This window comes from Actinoallomurus iriomotensis (genome assembly GCF_030269445.1).
Classification (GTDB): domain Bacteria; phylum Actinomycetota; class Actinomycetes; order Streptosporangiales; family Streptosporangiaceae; genus Actinoallomurus; species Actinoallomurus iriomotensis.
Window position 1 is genome coordinate 567,392 of sequence record NZ_BSTJ01000002.1, and the last position, 15,537, is coordinate 582,928.

Genomic DNA, 15,537 nt, shown 5'->3' on the forward strand with positions numbered 1-15,537 from the left:
CGGGCCGGCTCGTGGTATCACCTGTCGATGTGACGCTGGCGAGAAAGGGAACGCGGATCATCGTCGTCGACGGTGAGCGGTTCCGCTGGGTCGTCGCTCCGGATGACGAGCCGGGCCTGGCGATCGTCGTCGAGCGGGCCGACGGACCCGGCCGGCGGATGGTCACGTGGGTCGAGCACGGCACGGTCGTCGCACCCGGACTGGTCGCGTGGGTCATCCGCGAAGCGCTCGGACAGGGCTGGACTCCTCGGGAGCGCGGCCGGCAGGTCACCTTCCGGGTCCAGGACGCCGACCGCACCGTGCTCATCCGGTGGCCGCCCGGCCCGTAGGACCCGGGAGCCGGCGGCGTCAGCGGCCGGAGATCAGGCCGGCCAGCCGGGCGTACGCCGACGTGCGGTCCCCGCCGCGGTCGCGGTTCTCCCGGCGGTCGGCGGTGCGGTACAGCGCGTAGATCAGTTGTACGCCCATCCACCGCAGCGGTTCCGGTTCCCACGGGCGGACCCGGCGGCCGACCCACGGCAGCGTGGTCAGTTCCGTGTCCTCGCGCAGGATCAGGTCGCGCAGCGTACGGCCGGCCAGGTTGGTCGTCGCCACGCCCGTGCCCACGTAACCGCCCGCCCAGCCCACGCCCGTCTCGTGGTCGACGTGCGCCGTCGAGCACCAGTCGCGCGGTACGCCCAGCACGCCGCACCAGGCGTGCTCGATCGTCGTGTCGGCCGCCGCCGGAAACAGCGCGGCGAGCATCCGCGCGAGCGCGGTGACCGTCTGCGGCTGGGTCGCGCCCCGCCGGTCCCAGCCCGAGCCGAACCGGTACGGTACGCCGCGCCCGCCGAGGGCGATCCGGCCGTCCGCGGTGCGCTGCGCGTAGATGTACGCGTGAGCGTGGTCGCCGAGCAGCTCACAGCCCGTCCAGCCGATGCGCTCCCAGGTGTCCTCGGGAAGCGGCGCGGTGACGATCATCGAGCTGTTCATCGGCAGCCACTGCCGCCGCTGGCCCGCCAGTCCGGCGGTGAAACCCTCCGTCGCCCGGATCACGTACTCCGCGCGCACGTCTCCCCTGGCGGTCACCGCCACGGCCGGGCGTCCCTCCGAACGCGGGCGGATCTCGGTGACCGTCGTGCCCTCGAAGATGTCCACGCCGAGTCCGGCGACGACGCGCGCCAGGCCCTGGACGAGCCGGGCCGGTTGCACCCGCGCGCAGTGCGGGCTGTACGTCGCGTCGAGCGCGCCGGCGACGCGCAGCCGTTCCTCCCGCTCATCGGGTGAGAGCAGGCGCAGGTCGGCCTCGGTGAAACCCTGGTCGCGCGCCGCGGCGAGCTCGGCGTGCAGCCGGCGCCGCTGGGCCGGGTTGGTCGCGACGTTCAGCACGCCGGACTTGACGATGTCGGCCTCGATGCCCTCGGCGGAGGCGACCCGGATGACCTCGTCGACCGCTCCGAACATGGCCCGCTGCTGCGCCACGACCGCCGCCTCGCCGCGGTCGCGGGCGTACCGCGTGGCGGAGCCGGCCAGCTCGGCGGTCAGCCAGCCCCCGTTGCGCCCGGAGGCGCCGAACCCGGCGAACTCCCGCTCCAGCACCGCGATTCGCAGCGAAGGCCGCGCGCGCTTCAGGTAGTAGGCGGTCCACAGACCGGTGAACCCGCCGCCGACCACGCACACGTCGTACTCACGCGCGCCAGGCAGCGGGGCGCGGGCGGACGGCAGGCCGGCCTGGCGGTACCAGAAGGAGACCTCGCCGTTCACGAAACCGGAGCCCACTCGCGGATCAGCCACGAAGCACCCTCCAAGCACCAAACCGCAACGAACGATACAGCTCAGGCCGAAAAGTCGCACGAGGTCGGCGGCACCGTACGGGCACAGCGTGCGTCTGACGACATAGCTGTATACGACCGAAAAAAGTCCGTTTCTAGGTTCTTCGAAGTGTTGCTAGTACGTTTTGCGTTCTGTCAAGGTATCGGTGCACACGTACCAGGTGTAGCGGGGCGGCTACCGGGCTCCGTACCGGCCGCCCACCGGTCGCGAGGCCCACGGGCCGGCACCGCGGGGAAACCGGCGTCGACAGGCCAGGACGTGCGCGACGAACCACAATCAGGGAACAGGGGAGATCCGTGCGTAATCGCCGGACCGCAATGCTCCGCGTCCTGCTCGCGCTCACGGTGTTGAGCGGGTGCGGGGGCTCGGGGCACTCGAGCAAGCCGTCATCGACGCCGGTCGACGGCCCGTCCGTCCAGTACACCCCGCTGAACCTCGGCCTGCCCAAGGAGGCGCTGAACGCGCCCGTCACCGGGAAGGTCCCCAGCGACAGGACCCTGCACATCGGCGTCACGCTCAAGATCAGCGACGCGACGTGGAAGCAGCTCGGCCACGGCAAGAGCACCACCGACGGCGCCAAGGGCCTCGCCGGCAAGCTGGGCGTCAGCGACGAAGAGCTGAAGAAGCTCAACCAGTACTTCGCCAGCGCGCACATCCAGGCCAAGCCCAGCAAGACGCGTACGAGCCTGACGTTCGACGCCAAGGCGGGCGTGGCGGGCCAGCTCCTGAAGACCTCGTTCGTGACGCACAAGCTCAAGGGCCGGAGCTTCTTCACGCCCGACCCGGCGCACCCGCCGATGGTCCCCACGCAGGTCGCGGGCTACATCCTGTCCGTCACGGGCCTGGACAGCTACAGCGAGGCGCCGCACTCCCGTGCCATGGCGTCGACGCCGCTGGCCACGCCCACGAGGGCCGGGCAGTGCCCGCAGTTCCCGCAGCGGATCGCGTCGAACCAGAAGGTCGCCGCCGCGTACGGCTATGACAAGCTCTGGCAGCAGGGCTGGCACGGCGAGAACATGACCATCAACCTCGTGGAGATGGACGGGTACGACCCGACCGACATCCAGAAGTACGTCGCCTGCACCGGGGCCCACATCTCCCTGCAGAACGTCAACCTCGGCGCCTCCGCCCCCACGCCCGGCGGCGAGGCGACGCTGGACATCGAGATGATCGCCGGCCTGGCCCCGAACGCCCGCATCGTCGACTACCAGGAGGACCCCGCGCTGCTGAGCACCGGCTCCGGGACCGACTCCTGGACGGCCTTCAACAACGCCCTGCAGCGCATCATCGACGACAACTCCGACAACCCCCGGCCGGGCAGCGCCGTCAGCATCAGCCTGGGCGGCTCGGAGGGTTACATGTCGCAGGCCACCATGCAGGCGGTGGACCAGAACCTGCGCATCCTGACCCAGGCCGAGCACATGACCGTCTACGTCGCCACCGGTGACTGCGGCGCGTACGGCGACCGGGTGTACGGGCCGCTCGACGTGTCCTTCCCGTCGACGTCCTCCTGGGCGGTCGCGGTCGGCGGCACCCACATGCAGTTCGCCCCGACGGGCGCCCGCACGCTGGAGGAGGTCTGGTCGGACCGGTCGGACCTGTCCAAGTGCGAGAACCAGTGGGGCAGCGGCGGCGGCGTCAGCAAGGTCTTCCCCAAGCCGTGGTACCAGACCGCGCCGGGCGTGCAGAACCAGTACAGCACCGGCTACCGGCAGGTGCCGGACGTGTCGGCGGCCGCGATCGACCTGCCGGTGGTCTACCGCGGCCAGTGGGTCGGGTTCGGCGGCACGAGCGCGGCCACCCCGATCTGGGCGGCCGGGATGACGCTGGTGAACCAGGGCCTGCTGACCCGCAAGCGCGTCTTCTGGTACGGGCCGGACACCTTCTACCACGTGGTCGGGCAGGGCGGCGCCAACACCCCGTACTTCGACGTGGCGACGGGCAACAACCTCTACTACCCCGCGACCGCCGGCTACGACCTGTCGACCGGCCTGGGCACCCCCAACGCCCCGAACCTGTTCAACATCCTGCTGAACTCGAACTGAGCCGGCGGGCAGGAGTCCGCTCCCGGTGCGGGGCCGTCACCGTACGGCCGCGCACCGGTCCCCGCGGCAGGTGACGCTCACAGGTCCGGGTCGGTGTCCTTGGCGCTGGCCACCGGCCGCAGCGGTTTGCGCAACGGCACGATCATCATGCTGAAGTCGGCCGAGGCGATGACCCGCTCCTCCACGTCGGTCACCCGGCACTCGACGACGATGAGCTGACGCCCCGCCTTGAGAAGGTCGGCCCGCGCGAACACCGTGTCGCCGTGCGGCCGCCCCAGGTAACGCACGTGCAGGTCGGCGGTGACCAGGCTCTGCCGCCCCGGTTCGAACCCGCTCCCCCGCGCCGCCGCCGTGCCCGCCGCCACGTCGATCAGCGTGGCGATCGCGCCGCCGTGCAGGTTGCCCGTGCTGTTGAACGCCTCCGGGCGTACCGGCATGGACAGGACGGCGTAGTCGTCCCCCATCTCCACGATCTCCAGGCCGAGCAGGTCGTGCAGCGGTGTGTCCCGGCGGAGCGCGGAACGCACGAACTCCCGGTCGGACTCGGGCAGGTCGACGATCCGGACCGTGCCGGAGGGCATCTCCGGCTGCCTGACCCGTTTGATCTCCGGCCGACCGGCCGCCGGGTCGCCGACGGCCGGCGCGTCGGTCATCTGCCGGTCCGGCGTCTGCCGCTCCGGCGTCTCCTGGTCCGCCATGTGCTGGTCCGTCATAGGACTCCTTCGACTCGCGCCGACGTCTTCACGCCCACGACGTGCGTACCCCGCTCACCGGGCACCGCCCCAGGATCCCAGCTTCCTGGACACCGCGCCCGTTCTGGACGCGGCCACGCCCCGGTATCGGCCGGTGCGCGGAACACGTCTCTCACGTGCGAAAACGCCGGTGACGCCACTCGATCGCCAGTCGATCGTCCGAAATGACGGCGTCCACGCCGACACGCCGCGCAATGTAATTAATTTGCAACCTCCACTTCGGCGAAACAGCCAGAACCCACCCCGATTTCGTTGCAGAGTGCCTGGATCTGATACTTCTACGGGGCAGCATCAGACATACGGATAGATACAGGGCGAAGGGGATCCGCCATGAGACATGCGCGTGACGAGGTGACCACGGCCGTCGAGGCCGCCACCCGTATCCTCTCGATCAGCGGGCGTTCCGAACCTCCCGAATTCGAGAATCCCGACGTGAGCTGGGGAGAACTGGCGAGCGAAGGCGTCTGGGCGCCGACGCGCGACGGACAGCGCGTCCACATCGGCGTCGCGGGGGCGGCCGCCGAGGACCGTCTGGCCAGCGTGATCAGGCCCAGCATGCGCGTCTTCCCGGGGCTGGAAACCGAGACCGACGTCATCGGCCAGACCACGACGGCCGGCGTCCGGTTCATCACCGTGTTGCACGGACCCGGCGCACCGGAGGAGTTCCGGTTCCCGCTCCGGCTCGGCGAGGGCCTCTCGCTGGACCCCACGCCCTCGGGCGGGTACGACGTGGTCCACGACCGCTACGGAGCGACGGTCGGCCGGTTCTACTCTCCCTGGGGCTACGACTCGCTGTACCGCGCGATCCCCGCGGAGTACCACCTGGAGGGCACGACGATCGTGATGACGGTGCGGCACCGGGACGCCGACGCCCTCTACCCGGTGCTCGCGGACCCCCACTACGCACGCTGACGAGCGGAACGCGCCGCGTACCGTGACGGTAGTGGCAGGATTAACGGCGACGCCGGCGTCGGGCCGACGCGAACGGGAGCCCCAGTGCTTTTCAGTCATGACACCGAGCACGCGCTCGGCAACGTGGTCGAGCTGGTCAACACCGGACCGGCGGCGACCGGTGACGAGCACCTGTCCGACCTCGTGGCGCTCCAGTCACTGGTCGAGCGCTGCGAGGTCAGCGACGTCCGCGACCTCGACGGCGACGACCTGGAGGCGGTCCTGCGCCTGCGCGACCGGTTCCACGACGTCTTCCGCACGCCGGACGACACCGGGCTGACCGTACGCCGGATCAACGCGATCATCGCCGAGGCGCGGACGATGCCGCACCTGACCGACCACGACGACTACGACTGGCACGTGCACTTCTCCGCCCCCGGCTCGCAGCTGGCCGAGCGCCTCGCCGCGGAGTGCGGCATCGCGCTCGCCTTCGTGGTGGCCGCCGGCGAGCTCGACCGGCTGCGCGTCTGCGAGGCCCCGGACTGCGACCGCGTGCTGGTCGACCTGTCCCGCAACCGCTGCCGCCGCTACTGCGACAGCCGTACGTGCGGCAACCGCATGCACGTGGCGGCCTACCGGGCGCGCCAGCGCGAGGCGGCCGCGGGCTGAGCCGCCGGCTTCGGTAAGCGGCGAGCGCCCCACGAGCGGCGCGGGATCTTCCGCGGGCGCCGCGAGACGTAGACGAGACCGTCGCTCACCAGCACGTCGTGGACGGGCACTCCGTGGCGGGGCGGCCCGCCGCGCACCGCGCCGCCGTCCAGGGCGAACCGGCCGCCGTGCAGCGGGCACTCCAGGCAGTCGTCGACGATCGCGCCCTTCACCAGGAGCGCGCCGGCGTGCGGGCAGCGCAGCCCGAGGGCGTAGAGGGCGCCGCGGGAGCGGCACAGCACGACGGGCAACCCGTCGACGCGGCGGATCTCGCCGTCGGCCAGATCGCCGTCCGCGCACACCAGGACCAGCCCCGCGTCGTCGCGGCGGCGGCGTCTCAGCATCCCCGCGACGCGCAGCATGATGCCGTGATCCTCTCGCACATCAACGGCGCGATCCAGCATGGTGGGGCCCGAGCGTGAGCGAGATCTCGAACGCGATTCGGTCCCGGGGGCCCCTCTTCGGTCGCCGCGCCCCCGGCCGGACGGATAATCTCTTTTCTCACGTAACGGGCATAGTCCCGTGAGCTGGGAGGTTCCGCTGACCACGCGAGCGCTCATCACCGGGATCACCGGGCAGGACGGCTCCTACCTCGCCGAGCATCTGCTGGAGCAGGGGTACGAGGTCTGGGGCCTGGTCCGGGGGCAGGCCAACCCGCACGTCTCGAGGCTGCGCAAGCACATCGGCGACGTGCGGCTGGTCCACGGCGACCTGCTGGACCAGGGCAGCCTCATATCCGCCGTGGAGAAGGTGCGGCCCGACGAGGTCTACAACCTCGGCGCGATCTCCTTCGTGCCCATGTCGTGGCAGCAGGCGGAGATCACCGCCGAGGTCACCGGGATGGGCGTGCTGCGCATGCTCGAGGCGATCCGCGTCGTCAGCGGCATCAGCGGATCGCGCACCCCCGGCGGCGGCCAGATCCGCTTCTACCAGGCGTCCTCCTCGGAGATGTTCGGCCAGGTGCGCGAGACGCCGCAGAACGAGCGCACGCCCTTCCACCCGCGCAGCCCGTACGGCGTCGCCAAGACCTACGGGCACTTCATCACGCAGAACTACCGCGAGTCGTACGGCATGTTCGCGGTCAGCGGCATCCTGTTCAACCACGAGTCGCCGCGGCGGGGCGCGGAGTTCGTGACCCGCAAGATCTCGCTCGGCGTGGCCCGGATCAAGCTCGGCCTGACCGACAAGCTCACGCTGGGGAACCTGGAGGCCCGGCGCGACTGGGGCTACGCCGGCGACTACGTCCGGGCGATGCGGCTCATGCTCGCCGCCGCGACGCCGGAGGACTACGTGATCGGCACCGGCCGCACCCAGTCCGTACGGGAGCTGGTCGAGCTGGCGTTCGCGACGGCCGGGCTCGACTGGCGCCACCATGTGATCACCGACTCCGCGCTGACCCGGCCCGCCGAGGTCGACCTGCTGTGCGGCGACCCGAAGAAGGCCCGTGACCAGCTCGGCTGGGAACCGGGTGTCACGTTCGAAGAACTCGTCACGATGATGGTCGAGTCGGACCTGGCCCTGCTGTCCCGCTCCGACCGGCCGGCGGACGAGCCGCTCAGCTTCGACCACTGGTGAGCGGGGCCTCCCACGCGTGCGACGATGACCAGGTGCCCTCCGATCAGGTCGACACCGCCACCGGCCGGCTCACGCTCTCCACGGCGCCCGGCCGCTGGGTCCTCACCGCGACGGTGCTGGGCTCCAGCCTGGCGATGCTCGACGCCACCATCGTCAATGTCGCACTGCCCCGCATCGGGCGGGATTTCGGCGCCTCGCTGGCCGGCCTGCAGTGGACCGTCAACGCCTACACACTCACGCTCGCCGGGCTGATCCTGCTCGGCGGCTCGCTCGGCGACCGGTTCGGGCGCCGGCGGGTGTTCCAGATCGGCGTGATCTGGTTCGCCCTCGCGTCCGCGCTGTGCGGCGGCGCGTCGGACATCGGCGTGCTGGTCACGGCACGCGCCCTGCAGGGCATCGGCGGCGCCCTGCTGACACCCGGCGCGCTGGCCATCATCCAGTCGTCCTTCGATCCCGCGGACCGGTCACGGGCGATCGGCGCCTGGTCGGGCCTCGGCGGCGTCGCGGGCGCGATCGGCCCGTTCCTCGGCGGCTGGCTCATCGCCGCGGCGGGCTGGCGCTGGGCGTTCCTGCTCAACCTCCCGCTCGCCGCCCTCGTCGTGGCCGTCGCGGCGCGGCACGTGCCGGAGAGCCGTGACGAGTCCGAGCACCACGGCTTCGACGTGCTCGGCGCCGTCCTCGCGGCCGCCGCGCTCGCCGGTGTGACCTACGCCCTCACCGAGGCGCCCTCGGGCCCGGCCGCCGCCGTGGTGGTCGCGGCGGTGCTGGGAGTCGCCTCCGGGGTGGCCTTCGTGCTGGTCGAACGGCGGCGGTCGGCCGGGCACGGTCCGAGCCCCATGCTGCCGCTCGGCGTCTTCGGCTCCCGCCAGTTCACCGCCGTCAACATCGTGACGTTCATCGTGTACGGCGGCATGGGCGTGCAGTTCTTCCTGCTCGTGGTCGACCTACAGGTCGTGGCGGGCTATTCCCCCATCGTCGCGGGCACCGCGCTGCTCCCGGTGACGATCCTGATGCTCCTGCTGTCCGCCCGCGCGGGCGCGCTGGCCCAGCGGTTCGGGCCGCGGTACCTGATGACCGGCGGGCTGATCGTCGCGGCGGCGGGAATGACGCTGACGCTCCGCATCGGCCCGCATGCCTCGTACGTCGCCGACGTGCTGCCGGCCACGGTGGTCTTCGGCCTCGGCCTGTCGGGTGTGGTCGCGCCGCTGACCGCCACGGTGCTCGCGACGGCCGACCTGCGGCACGCGGGCGTGGCCAGCGGGGTGAACAACGCCGTGGCCCGCGCGGCCGGTCTGCTGGCGGTGGCCGGCATCCCGCCCGCGGTCGGGCTCAGGGGCACCGCGTACAACGACCCGGCGGTGTTCGGCCACGGCTTTCACACGGCGATGGCGATCGCGGCCGTACTGCTCCTCGTCGGGGCGGTGCTGACGTTCCTCATCGTCCACGACGACGTGCTCAGCCCCGACCAGGCCACGGCCAGCCCGGAGTGCGAGTACAACTGCCCGGTCGGCGCCCCGCCCCTCGAACCCGGCACGGCCGCGAACGCCTGACGGCCGTCGATGCTCACCCGGCCGGCCGTCTCCGGCGAGCCGTCACCGGCCGGATGACCAGCAGCTCCAATGCGGCGAGCGCGGCGAGGGACACCAGACCGGTCACCGCCGGAACGGCGACCATGGTGATGAGGCATCGAGCGAGCGGGTCCTCCACGTAGCCCGGGTAGTAGGGCACAGTCATGATCGGGAGCAACGGCACGGCCAGGGCGACCAGCGCCCGCCGCCCGGCGGCGCCGCGCGCCAGCCAGGCGGTGGCGACCAGCGCCGCGCCCGCCAGGCCCGCGAGTCCGGCTCCCCACGTGATGCCCAGTGCCTCCCGCACCATCGCCGTCTCGAAGAAGACCGCCACGGCCAGGAGGACGACGATGCCGATGAGGCGCGGACGGCCGAGTACCTCCCGCCCACGGGCGGCACCGGGCCCGGCGAGGAGCGCGCCGGCCGTGATGAGGCCGAGCAGGAGCGGCGCGGCCGCCGCTGCTCCGGCGTAGTCGTCGTTCGCCGCGAGCACGGCGACGCTCAGGACGAGGGCGGCGAGCACGGCGGCCGCGGTCGCCCGCGGGGCGCCGCACAACGCGACGACGGCGGCGATCCCCCACGCGAGGTGGGACGGCGCCGAGTAGTACATGATCCACCAGCTCGAACCGTGCGTGGCGGCGAAGGTCGCGTCCGGCAGCGACAGGATCGCCTGCGCGGCGTACCTGGCGGTGCCGGCGAGCAGGAGGAGCGGGGCGATGACGCCGAGCAGCGCGGTCGCGTCACGCCAGCCGCCGCGCGCGAGTGCGCCCGGCGCCCGGCGGATCCGGATCCCGAGTCCGCCCCGCGCCAGATCGAGCACGTCGCGTACGGCCGGACGCGTCTGGTCCGGACCGGCCGCCGCGAGGAGCACGCCCAGCATCTCCTCCTCGTGCGCCCGGCGGTGCTCCGCCGGATACCAGCGGAGCCACCTGCGATAACGGTCTTCGAGAGCAGTCATATGGGCAGACCTTCCTCGGGCTTGTCGGGCAAGAGGGAACCACCGAGCAGGGCGGTCGTCGTGCACTGGCGGCGCGTCACACGGCGGGGACGGTCGCCTGCGCCCCGCGCAGCCGGGCCGGCCCCAGCCGCGCGGCAGCGGCCTCGGCCCGCCTCCGCAGGCGTTCGACCTCCGTCGCGAGCGCGGCGGCGCCGTCGTCGGTCAGGCGGTAGTAACGGCGCAGCCGGCCGTCGACGACCTCCTCCCGGTCGGCGTCGACCAGGCCGTCGGCCTGCAGCCGGTCCAGCGCGGCGTACAGCGTGCCGGCGCGCAGCCGCACCCGGCCGTCGGAGATCTGTTCCGCGTCGCACATGATCCCGTAGCCGTGCTGGGGCCGAGCGGCCAGAGCCGTGAGGATCAAGAACGTGGGCTCCTGCATCTGCCTGCTCATATCGATCTTTATATACCGATGATCGATCTATCGGCAATGACGCCGCTCTCGAACCCGATCCGACCTCGGACGCCTCGGGACGACCGGAACAGAGGCTGCGTGCATCGGCTTCTCGTGGGTACCCCGGAGCCATGACCGATTTGCAGCCACTTACGCAGTATGTTATTGATTCCGCCCATCAAGAGGTGGCGGACAAGGCACGGAAGAGCGTGCCCGCGCTGAGGATGGGCGCGGTCGCCGGCACCCTCGGCGTACTCGCCGCCGCGGCGTCCTACCGCCTGAGCGTCCTCCTGCTGGAGAAGGTGATGCCGTCGGAGGCCGCCGCGCTGACGGCGACGGTCGCGTACGGCGGCGGCGCCGGTTGCGCCGCCATGATCACCCTCCGCCGGCTGCGAGAGACTCCAGCGCCTCTGCCGGTCGAGACCGCGCGGCGGTTCGCCGACGCGATCGCGGACCGGCAGTCCCCCGAAGTCGAACAGTGACCGGTCGCCCGTATCGGGCCCGAGGTCGTAGGGGTGTTCTCCGGACGCGCCGTCCGGAGAACGCCCCTCGAAAAAGCACGCAGGCGCTCATCAACGCTCAGAAACCAGCTAGGAACTTCCCGTGACCAGCCACAACCATCAGAATGTGGCATTTGGACGATGCCTCCCACATAAAGCCATCCATCCCGTTTAGCGAGATTTATCGGGGTACGTGAGGTTCACACCTGAACCAGACACACCAAGGGAGTGGATGCCATGACTGGGCCCATCGCCCAGCAGACCTCCGGCGGTTCGCCCAGCAGAGCAGGGGGCGGCTCCAGCAGTTTGGCCGATGTGGTGGACCTGATCCTGGAAAAGGGTCTGGTCATCGACCTTTACGCCCGAGTCTCGCTGGTCGGAATCGAGATCCTCACGGTCGACGTGCGGATCGTCGTCGCGAGTGTGGACACCTACCTGCGGTTCGCCGCGGCCTGCAACCGGCTCGACATCGCCCATGACGGAACGTCGCAGGGCCTGCCGCAGTTCGTCGGCGGCATGCAGGAGTCGGGCGCCAAGAAGAAGACCCGTGGCGCTCTGGAAGGAGCGCGGGAACGGCTCGAAGAGACCTTCGCCCCCTCGGACGACGAGGACGACGAGAAGAAGCAGCCCGCGCGGCGTCGCTCATCGAAGAAGAACGAGGAGGATGACGAGTGACCACCCCGCAGACATCCGGGGCGACCCAGTACGTCTACGGCATCATCCGTGCCGACGCCTCGATACCCGACGACCTCACCGGCGTGGACGACCAGCCCGTGTCGGTGGTCGCGCACGGTCCGTGCGCGGCCCTCGTCAGCGACCTGGCGCAGCAGCGTCCCCTGGGCGAACGCGCCGACCTGCTCGCGCACCAGCGCGTGCTGGACGTGTTCGTCTCGGCCGGCGTGGACATCCTGCCCTTCCGGTTCGGAGCCGCCCTGGGCAGCCGGGAGGCCGTGGAGAAGGAACTGCTGACCGAGAACGGTGAGCGCCTGTCACAGGTCCTGGACGGGCTGAAGGGCCGGCAGGAGCTCCGCGTCAAGGCCACCTACGTCCAGGAGGCGATCCTGCGCGAGGTCATGACGGAAGAGCCGGAGGTGGCCGAGCTCAACGAACGCGTGCGCAACGTGCCCGAGGACGCGTCGGACGCCGTCTACTACGACCGCGTCCGGCTCGGCGAACTCGTCGCGCAGAGTGTCAAGCGCCGCCGCGACGAGGAGGGCGCCCGGCTGCTGGACGGCCTGGCCCCCGCCGCCTCGGCGGTCGCCGCCCACCCGCCCGTACGCGAGGAGGACGTGCTCGACGCGTCGTTCCTGGTGGAGCGGGGCAAGCTGGCGGACTTCCAGCGGGCCGTGGACGCGCTCGCCGGTGACACCGAGGGCCGGTTGACCCTGCGCCTCGTCGGACCGCTACCGCCCTACAGCTTCGTCCCGGAGGAATGAATGGGACTGTTCACAGGGCTGGTGACGTTCCCCCTGGCACCCGCGCGGGGGGTGATGTGGCTCGCCGGGGTGCTCAAGGAGCAGGCCGAGGCACAGCTGTACGACCCCGGCCGGATCGCCGCGGAGATGCAGCAGGTCGCCGATGACGTCGCCAGCGGAGCGATCACCGAAGAGGAGGCGGCCGAGCGGGAGGAGGATCTGATCCACCGCCTGCACGAAGGCCACAGACTCGGTTATCAGAGAGGCTAGCGATGCTCAGCGCGTCCGACGCCGCCGAAGTGGCGGCGCACCACGTCACCGAGATGACCGGACGGTCCACCGAGGGAGTCGTCGGGATCAAGCGCTCCGACGACGGGTGGAGCGTGACCGTCGAGGTCGTCGAGACCCAGAGAATCCCCGACTCCGCCGACATCCTCGCCACCTATGAGGTCGAGGTCGACGCGGACGGCGAGCTGGTGTCCTATCGGCGCGTCGGACGCTACCTGCGCGGGCAAGTCGAGCGGAAGTGAAAGAGGCTGAGCACATTGTCGGAGATGTCATGGACGGGATCGCGTTCGGCCGCTCGTCCGATGGCGGGCGAGCAGCCGAGCGCCAATCTCGCCGACCTTCTCGAGCGCATCCTCGACAAGGGAATCGTGATCGTCGGGGACATCCGGGTGAACCTCCTCGACATCGAGCTGCTGACCATCAAGCTGCGGCTGCTCGTCGCCTCGGTCGACCGCGCCAAGGAGATGGGCATCGACTGGTGGGAGCACGATCCCTCGCTGTCCTCCCGCGCCTCGCGCGGTGAGGTGAGCGACGGCCAGGACTCCTCCCGCGAGGCGCTGGAGGAGGAGAACCGGCGGCTGCGGGAACGCCTGGCCGCGATCGAGGAACACCCCCACGACGGCGACACGCCCGCGGACGGCGCCGCCGGAGACGGAAAGCGCACGACGTCCGCGCGATCGGCGAGCACGAGGAAGCGTAAGAACAGTGACTGACTCTTCCGAAAACGCCGTCTACCTGTACGGCGTCACCCGGGGGCTGGATCTCGCGGCGCTGGGCGGCTCGCCCGGCGTGGCGGGCGCCGCGGTGCGCGACGTCGTCGCCGGCGACCTCACCGCCCTGGTCAGCACCGTACGGCTGGACGAGTACGGCGAGGACGCCCTGCGCGCCAACCTGGAGGACCTGGGGTGGATCGAGGCGACCGCACGCGCGCACCACGCCGTGGTCGACCGTGCCGCCCGCCTGGCCCCGACGGCGCCCGTGCGGATCGCCACCGTCTACCACGACGACGAGCGCGTGGCGCAGGTCCTCCACGAGGGACGCGAACGGTTCGGCGCGGCGCTGGACCGGATCACGGGCCGCTCGGAGTGGGGGGTCAAGGCGTACGCCCACCCGGAGGACGAACGGCCCGAGGAGGAGGCGATGACGCCGGCCGCGGGTACCGGGGTCGGCACCGCGTACCTGCGGCGACGCCAGGAGCAGCGGCGCCGCCAGAACGAGGCGGGGCGTCGGCTCACCGAGCGCGCCCAGGCCATCGACGCCGAACTCCGGGTCCACGCGGTGGCGGTGCGGAGGCATCCCCCGCAGGATCCGAAGCTGTCCGGGCACCCCGGCACGCCGATCCTCAACATGGCGTACCTGCTGGACGACGCGCGGGTGCCGGAGTTCCAGGCGCTGGTGCGCGAGATCGGCGAGCGGTCGCCCGGCATCGAGATCGAGGCGACGGGGCCCTGGCCGCCGTACTCCTTCATCGAGACGGACGGGGGGTGAGCGATGACGGTCCCTCTCGACGTCGGCCCGGCCGGCAACGGAACCGAGCGCGTCGCGCTCGTCGACCTGCTCGACCGGCTGCTGGCCGGCGGGGCCGTCCTGACCGGCGACCTGGTGATCTCCATCGCCGAGGTCGACCTCGTCCACGTCTCGCTACGCGCACTGATCATGGCCGTACGCGACGGCGACGGCATGTCGGAGGGAGATGAGCCGTGAGCCGTTCCGACGACCGCGCCCCGGTGACCGGGAACGTCACGGCGACGGACCTGACGACCGGCGACCCCGTCACCGACGCCATCCTCCACGGCCGCACGCCGCCAGAGGAGACGCCGGCCCGCACCGGCTCCGGCACGTCCCGCACGATGCAGCGGCTGCACACCGACCCCGACACCGTAGAGCGTGACCTGGTCAAACTCGTCCTCACGCTGGTTGAGCTGATCCGGCAGCTCATGGAACGCCAGGCGATACGCCGTGTCGAGGGCGGCGGGCTGTCCGAGGACCAGGTCGAGCAGCTCGGCCTCGCGCTGATGCGCCTGGACGAGGCGATGGGCCGGCTGAAGGACCACTTCGGCCTGGACGACCACGACCTCAACCTCGACCTCGGCCCCCTCGGACCGCTGCTGCCGGAGCACTGAACGCCCGCCGGCTCGCCCGTCGCCCATGGCGGCGGGCCTCTTCACGTCCTGGGGATACGAACGAAGCCCGGGCGGGATCCGGCGCGAGGGCCGGATCCCGCCCGGGACCGTGTGTCATCTTCTTCTGCGGGAGCGCCGGAAGAGCCAGCCACCGAGGATCAGCGCGACGACGGGCAGGGCGCGTATCCCGACGAATCCCACGATCGCGCGTAGAACCTTCATGAGCCGGGCGAACGCCAGAGTGTGCAGGACCTTGCGCAGACCCGGCAGCTTGAGCGCGCCCATCACCGAGCCCTGCAGCGCCTTCTTCGGGGAGGGCACCTGTCGCACCTTGCCCATCGAACCCTTGACGCGCTCCGGCGAAGCCGTTTCCGTCACCTTGCCGACCGGCGTCGATTTCTCAGCCATATGCCATCTCCTTATTCAGGGGTTCCGCCTCTTCAGCCGTCATACCCGAGAGGCGAGAACCATT

General features: G+C 71.1%; 21 protein-coding genes. 15 read left to right on the forward strand and 6 right to left on the reverse strand.

Features of this window, described 5'->3' with window-relative positions; translation table 11 throughout:
- Nucleotides 1-29: 29 nt before the first annotated feature.
- Complete coding sequence (locus QSK37_RS11340; RefSeq protein WP_285619638.1) at nucleotides 30-329, forward strand: hypothetical protein; 300 nt, start codon at nucleotides 30-32, stop codon at nucleotides 327-329.
- Nucleotides 330-348: 19 nt separating this feature from the next.
- On the opposite strand, the gene QSK37_RS11345 is transcribed toward QSK37_RS11340, so the two are convergent.
- Nucleotides 349-1,773, reverse strand: coding sequence for an NAD(P)/FAD-dependent oxidoreductase (locus QSK37_RS11345; RefSeq protein ID WP_285619640.1), 1,425 nt, complete (start codon nucleotides 1,771-1,773; stop codon nucleotides 349-351).
- Between the two features lie 335 nt (nucleotides 1,774-2,108).
- Between QSK37_RS11345 and QSK37_RS11350 the strand changes: the two genes are divergently transcribed.
- Nucleotides 2,109-3,857, forward strand: coding sequence for a S53 family peptidase (locus QSK37_RS11350; RefSeq protein WP_285619642.1), 1,749 nt, complete (start codon nucleotides 2,109-2,111; stop codon nucleotides 3,855-3,857).
- Nucleotides 3,858-3,934: 77 nt separating this feature from the next.
- On the opposite strand, the gene QSK37_RS11355 is transcribed toward QSK37_RS11350, so the two are convergent.
- The gene (locus QSK37_RS11355) at nucleotides 3,935-4,570 is read right to left on the reverse strand and encodes a PaaI family thioesterase (RefSeq protein ID WP_285619644.1); all 636 of its coding nucleotides are present in this window, start codon (nucleotides 4,568-4,570) and stop codon (nucleotides 3,935-3,937) included.
- Nucleotides 4,571-4,939: 369 nt separating this feature from the next.
- Here QSK37_RS11355 and QSK37_RS11360 point away from each other — a divergent pair, with 369 nt between their 5' ends.
- Entirely contained in the window at nucleotides 4,940-5,521 is a 582-nt protein-coding gene (locus QSK37_RS11360) for a hypothetical protein (RefSeq protein ID WP_285619646.1), read from the forward strand.
- 84 nt (nucleotides 5,522-5,605) lie between these two features.
- Nucleotides 5,606-6,169 carry a CGNR zinc finger domain-containing protein gene (locus tag QSK37_RS11365; protein ID WP_285565785.1) on the forward strand — a complete coding sequence of 188 codons (564 nt, stop codon included), beginning with the start codon at nucleotides 5,606-5,608 and terminating at the stop codon, nucleotides 6,167-6,169.
- Here QSK37_RS11365 and QSK37_RS11370 read toward each other — a convergent pair.
- Nucleotides 6,133-6,570, reverse strand: a complete 438-nt coding sequence (locus QSK37_RS11370; protein WP_285619647.1) for a Rieske (2Fe-2S) protein — start codon at nucleotides 6,568-6,570, stop codon at nucleotides 6,133-6,135. The genes QSK37_RS11365 and QSK37_RS11370 overlap by 37 nt on opposite strands.
- Before the next feature lie 178 nt (nucleotides 6,571-6,748).
- Between QSK37_RS11370 and QSK37_RS11375 the strand changes: the two genes are divergently transcribed.
- Nucleotides 6,749-7,783: a GDP-mannose 4,6-dehydratase gene (locus tag QSK37_RS11375; protein ID WP_285620090.1), complete on the forward strand. Its 1,035-nt coding sequence runs from the start codon at nucleotides 6,749-6,751 to the stop codon at nucleotides 7,781-7,783.
- 32 nt (nucleotides 7,784-7,815) lie between these two features.
- Nucleotides 7,816-9,333, forward strand: a complete 1,518-nt coding sequence (locus QSK37_RS11380) for an MFS transporter (RefSeq protein WP_285619651.1) — start codon at nucleotides 7,816-7,818, stop codon at nucleotides 9,331-9,333.
- Between the two features lie 13 nt (nucleotides 9,334-9,346).
- Here QSK37_RS11380 and QSK37_RS11385 read toward each other — a convergent pair whose 3' ends face one another.
- Entirely contained in the window at nucleotides 9,347-10,309 is a 963-nt protein-coding gene (locus tag QSK37_RS11385) for a hypothetical protein (RefSeq protein WP_285619652.1), read from the reverse strand.
- Nucleotides 10,310-10,385: 76 nt separating this feature from the next.
- Nucleotides 10,386-10,739, reverse strand: a complete 354-nt coding sequence (locus QSK37_RS11390; protein WP_285619653.1) for a PadR family transcriptional regulator — start codon at nucleotides 10,737-10,739, stop codon at nucleotides 10,386-10,388.
- A 131-nt stretch (nucleotides 10,740-10,870) separates the two neighbouring features.
- Here QSK37_RS11390 and QSK37_RS11395 point away from each other — a divergent pair, with 131 nt between their 5' ends.
- The 9 genes from QSK37_RS11395 to QSK37_RS11435 all read left to right on the forward strand — a co-directional run bounded on the left by QSK37_RS11395 (nucleotide 10,871) and on the right by QSK37_RS11435 (nucleotide 15,065).
- The gene (locus tag QSK37_RS11395) at nucleotides 10,871-11,221 is read left to right on the forward strand and encodes a phage holin family protein (RefSeq protein WP_285565793.1); all 351 of its coding nucleotides are present in this window, start codon (nucleotides 10,871-10,873) and stop codon (nucleotides 11,219-11,221) included.
- Nucleotides 11,222-11,476: 255 nt separating this feature from the next.
- Nucleotides 11,477-11,914: a gas vesicle protein GvpJ gene (gene gvpJ / locus QSK37_RS11400; protein ID WP_285619655.1), complete on the forward strand. Its 438-nt coding sequence runs from the start codon at nucleotides 11,477-11,479 to the stop codon at nucleotides 11,912-11,914.
- A complete protein-coding gene (locus tag QSK37_RS11405; RefSeq protein ID WP_285619657.1) occupies nucleotides 11,911-12,675 on the forward strand; it encodes a GvpL/GvpF family gas vesicle protein in 765 nt (254 codons plus the stop codon). The genes gvpJ and QSK37_RS11405 overlap by 4 nt, the downstream gene beginning before the upstream one ends.
- The gene (locus QSK37_RS11410; RefSeq protein WP_285565798.1) at nucleotides 12,676-12,924 is read left to right on the forward strand and encodes a gas vesicle protein GvpG; all 249 of its coding nucleotides are present in this window, start codon (nucleotides 12,676-12,678) and stop codon (nucleotides 12,922-12,924) included. It begins immediately after the preceding gene.
- 2 nt (nucleotides 12,925-12,926) lie between these two features.
- On the forward strand, nucleotides 12,927-13,184 hold the full coding sequence (locus QSK37_RS11415; RefSeq protein WP_285565800.1) for a gas vesicle protein GvpO: 258 nt from the start codon (nucleotides 12,927-12,929) through the stop codon (nucleotides 13,182-13,184).
- Between the two features lie 24 nt (nucleotides 13,185-13,208).
- Nucleotides 13,209-13,655, forward strand: coding sequence for a gas vesicle protein (locus QSK37_RS11420; RefSeq protein ID WP_285619659.1), 447 nt, complete (start codon nucleotides 13,209-13,211; stop codon nucleotides 13,653-13,655).
- On the forward strand, nucleotides 13,648-14,430 hold the full coding sequence (locus tag QSK37_RS11425; RefSeq protein WP_285619661.1) for a GvpL/GvpF family gas vesicle protein: 783 nt from the start codon (nucleotides 13,648-13,650) through the stop codon (nucleotides 14,428-14,430). Before QSK37_RS11420 ends, QSK37_RS11425 begins: the two co-directional genes overlap by 8 nt.
- Before the next feature lie 3 nt (nucleotides 14,431-14,433).
- Nucleotides 14,434-14,646 carry a gas vesicle protein gene (locus QSK37_RS11430; protein ID WP_285619663.1) on the forward strand — a complete coding sequence of 71 codons (213 nt, stop codon included), beginning with the start codon at nucleotides 14,434-14,436 and terminating at the stop codon, nucleotides 14,644-14,646.
- Nucleotides 14,643-15,065 carry a gas vesicle protein K gene (locus QSK37_RS11435; RefSeq protein WP_285619665.1) on the forward strand — a complete coding sequence of 141 codons (423 nt, stop codon included), beginning with the start codon at nucleotides 14,643-14,645 and terminating at the stop codon, nucleotides 15,063-15,065. Before QSK37_RS11430 ends, QSK37_RS11435 begins: the two co-directional genes overlap by 4 nt.
- Before the next feature lie 114 nt (nucleotides 15,066-15,179).
- On the opposite strand, the gene QSK37_RS11440 is transcribed toward QSK37_RS11435, so the two are convergent.
- Nucleotides 15,180-15,473: a hypothetical protein gene (locus QSK37_RS11440; protein WP_285619667.1), complete on the reverse strand. Its 294-nt coding sequence runs from the start codon at nucleotides 15,471-15,473 to the stop codon at nucleotides 15,180-15,182.
- Between the last annotated feature and the right edge of the window lie 64 nt (nucleotides 15,474-15,537).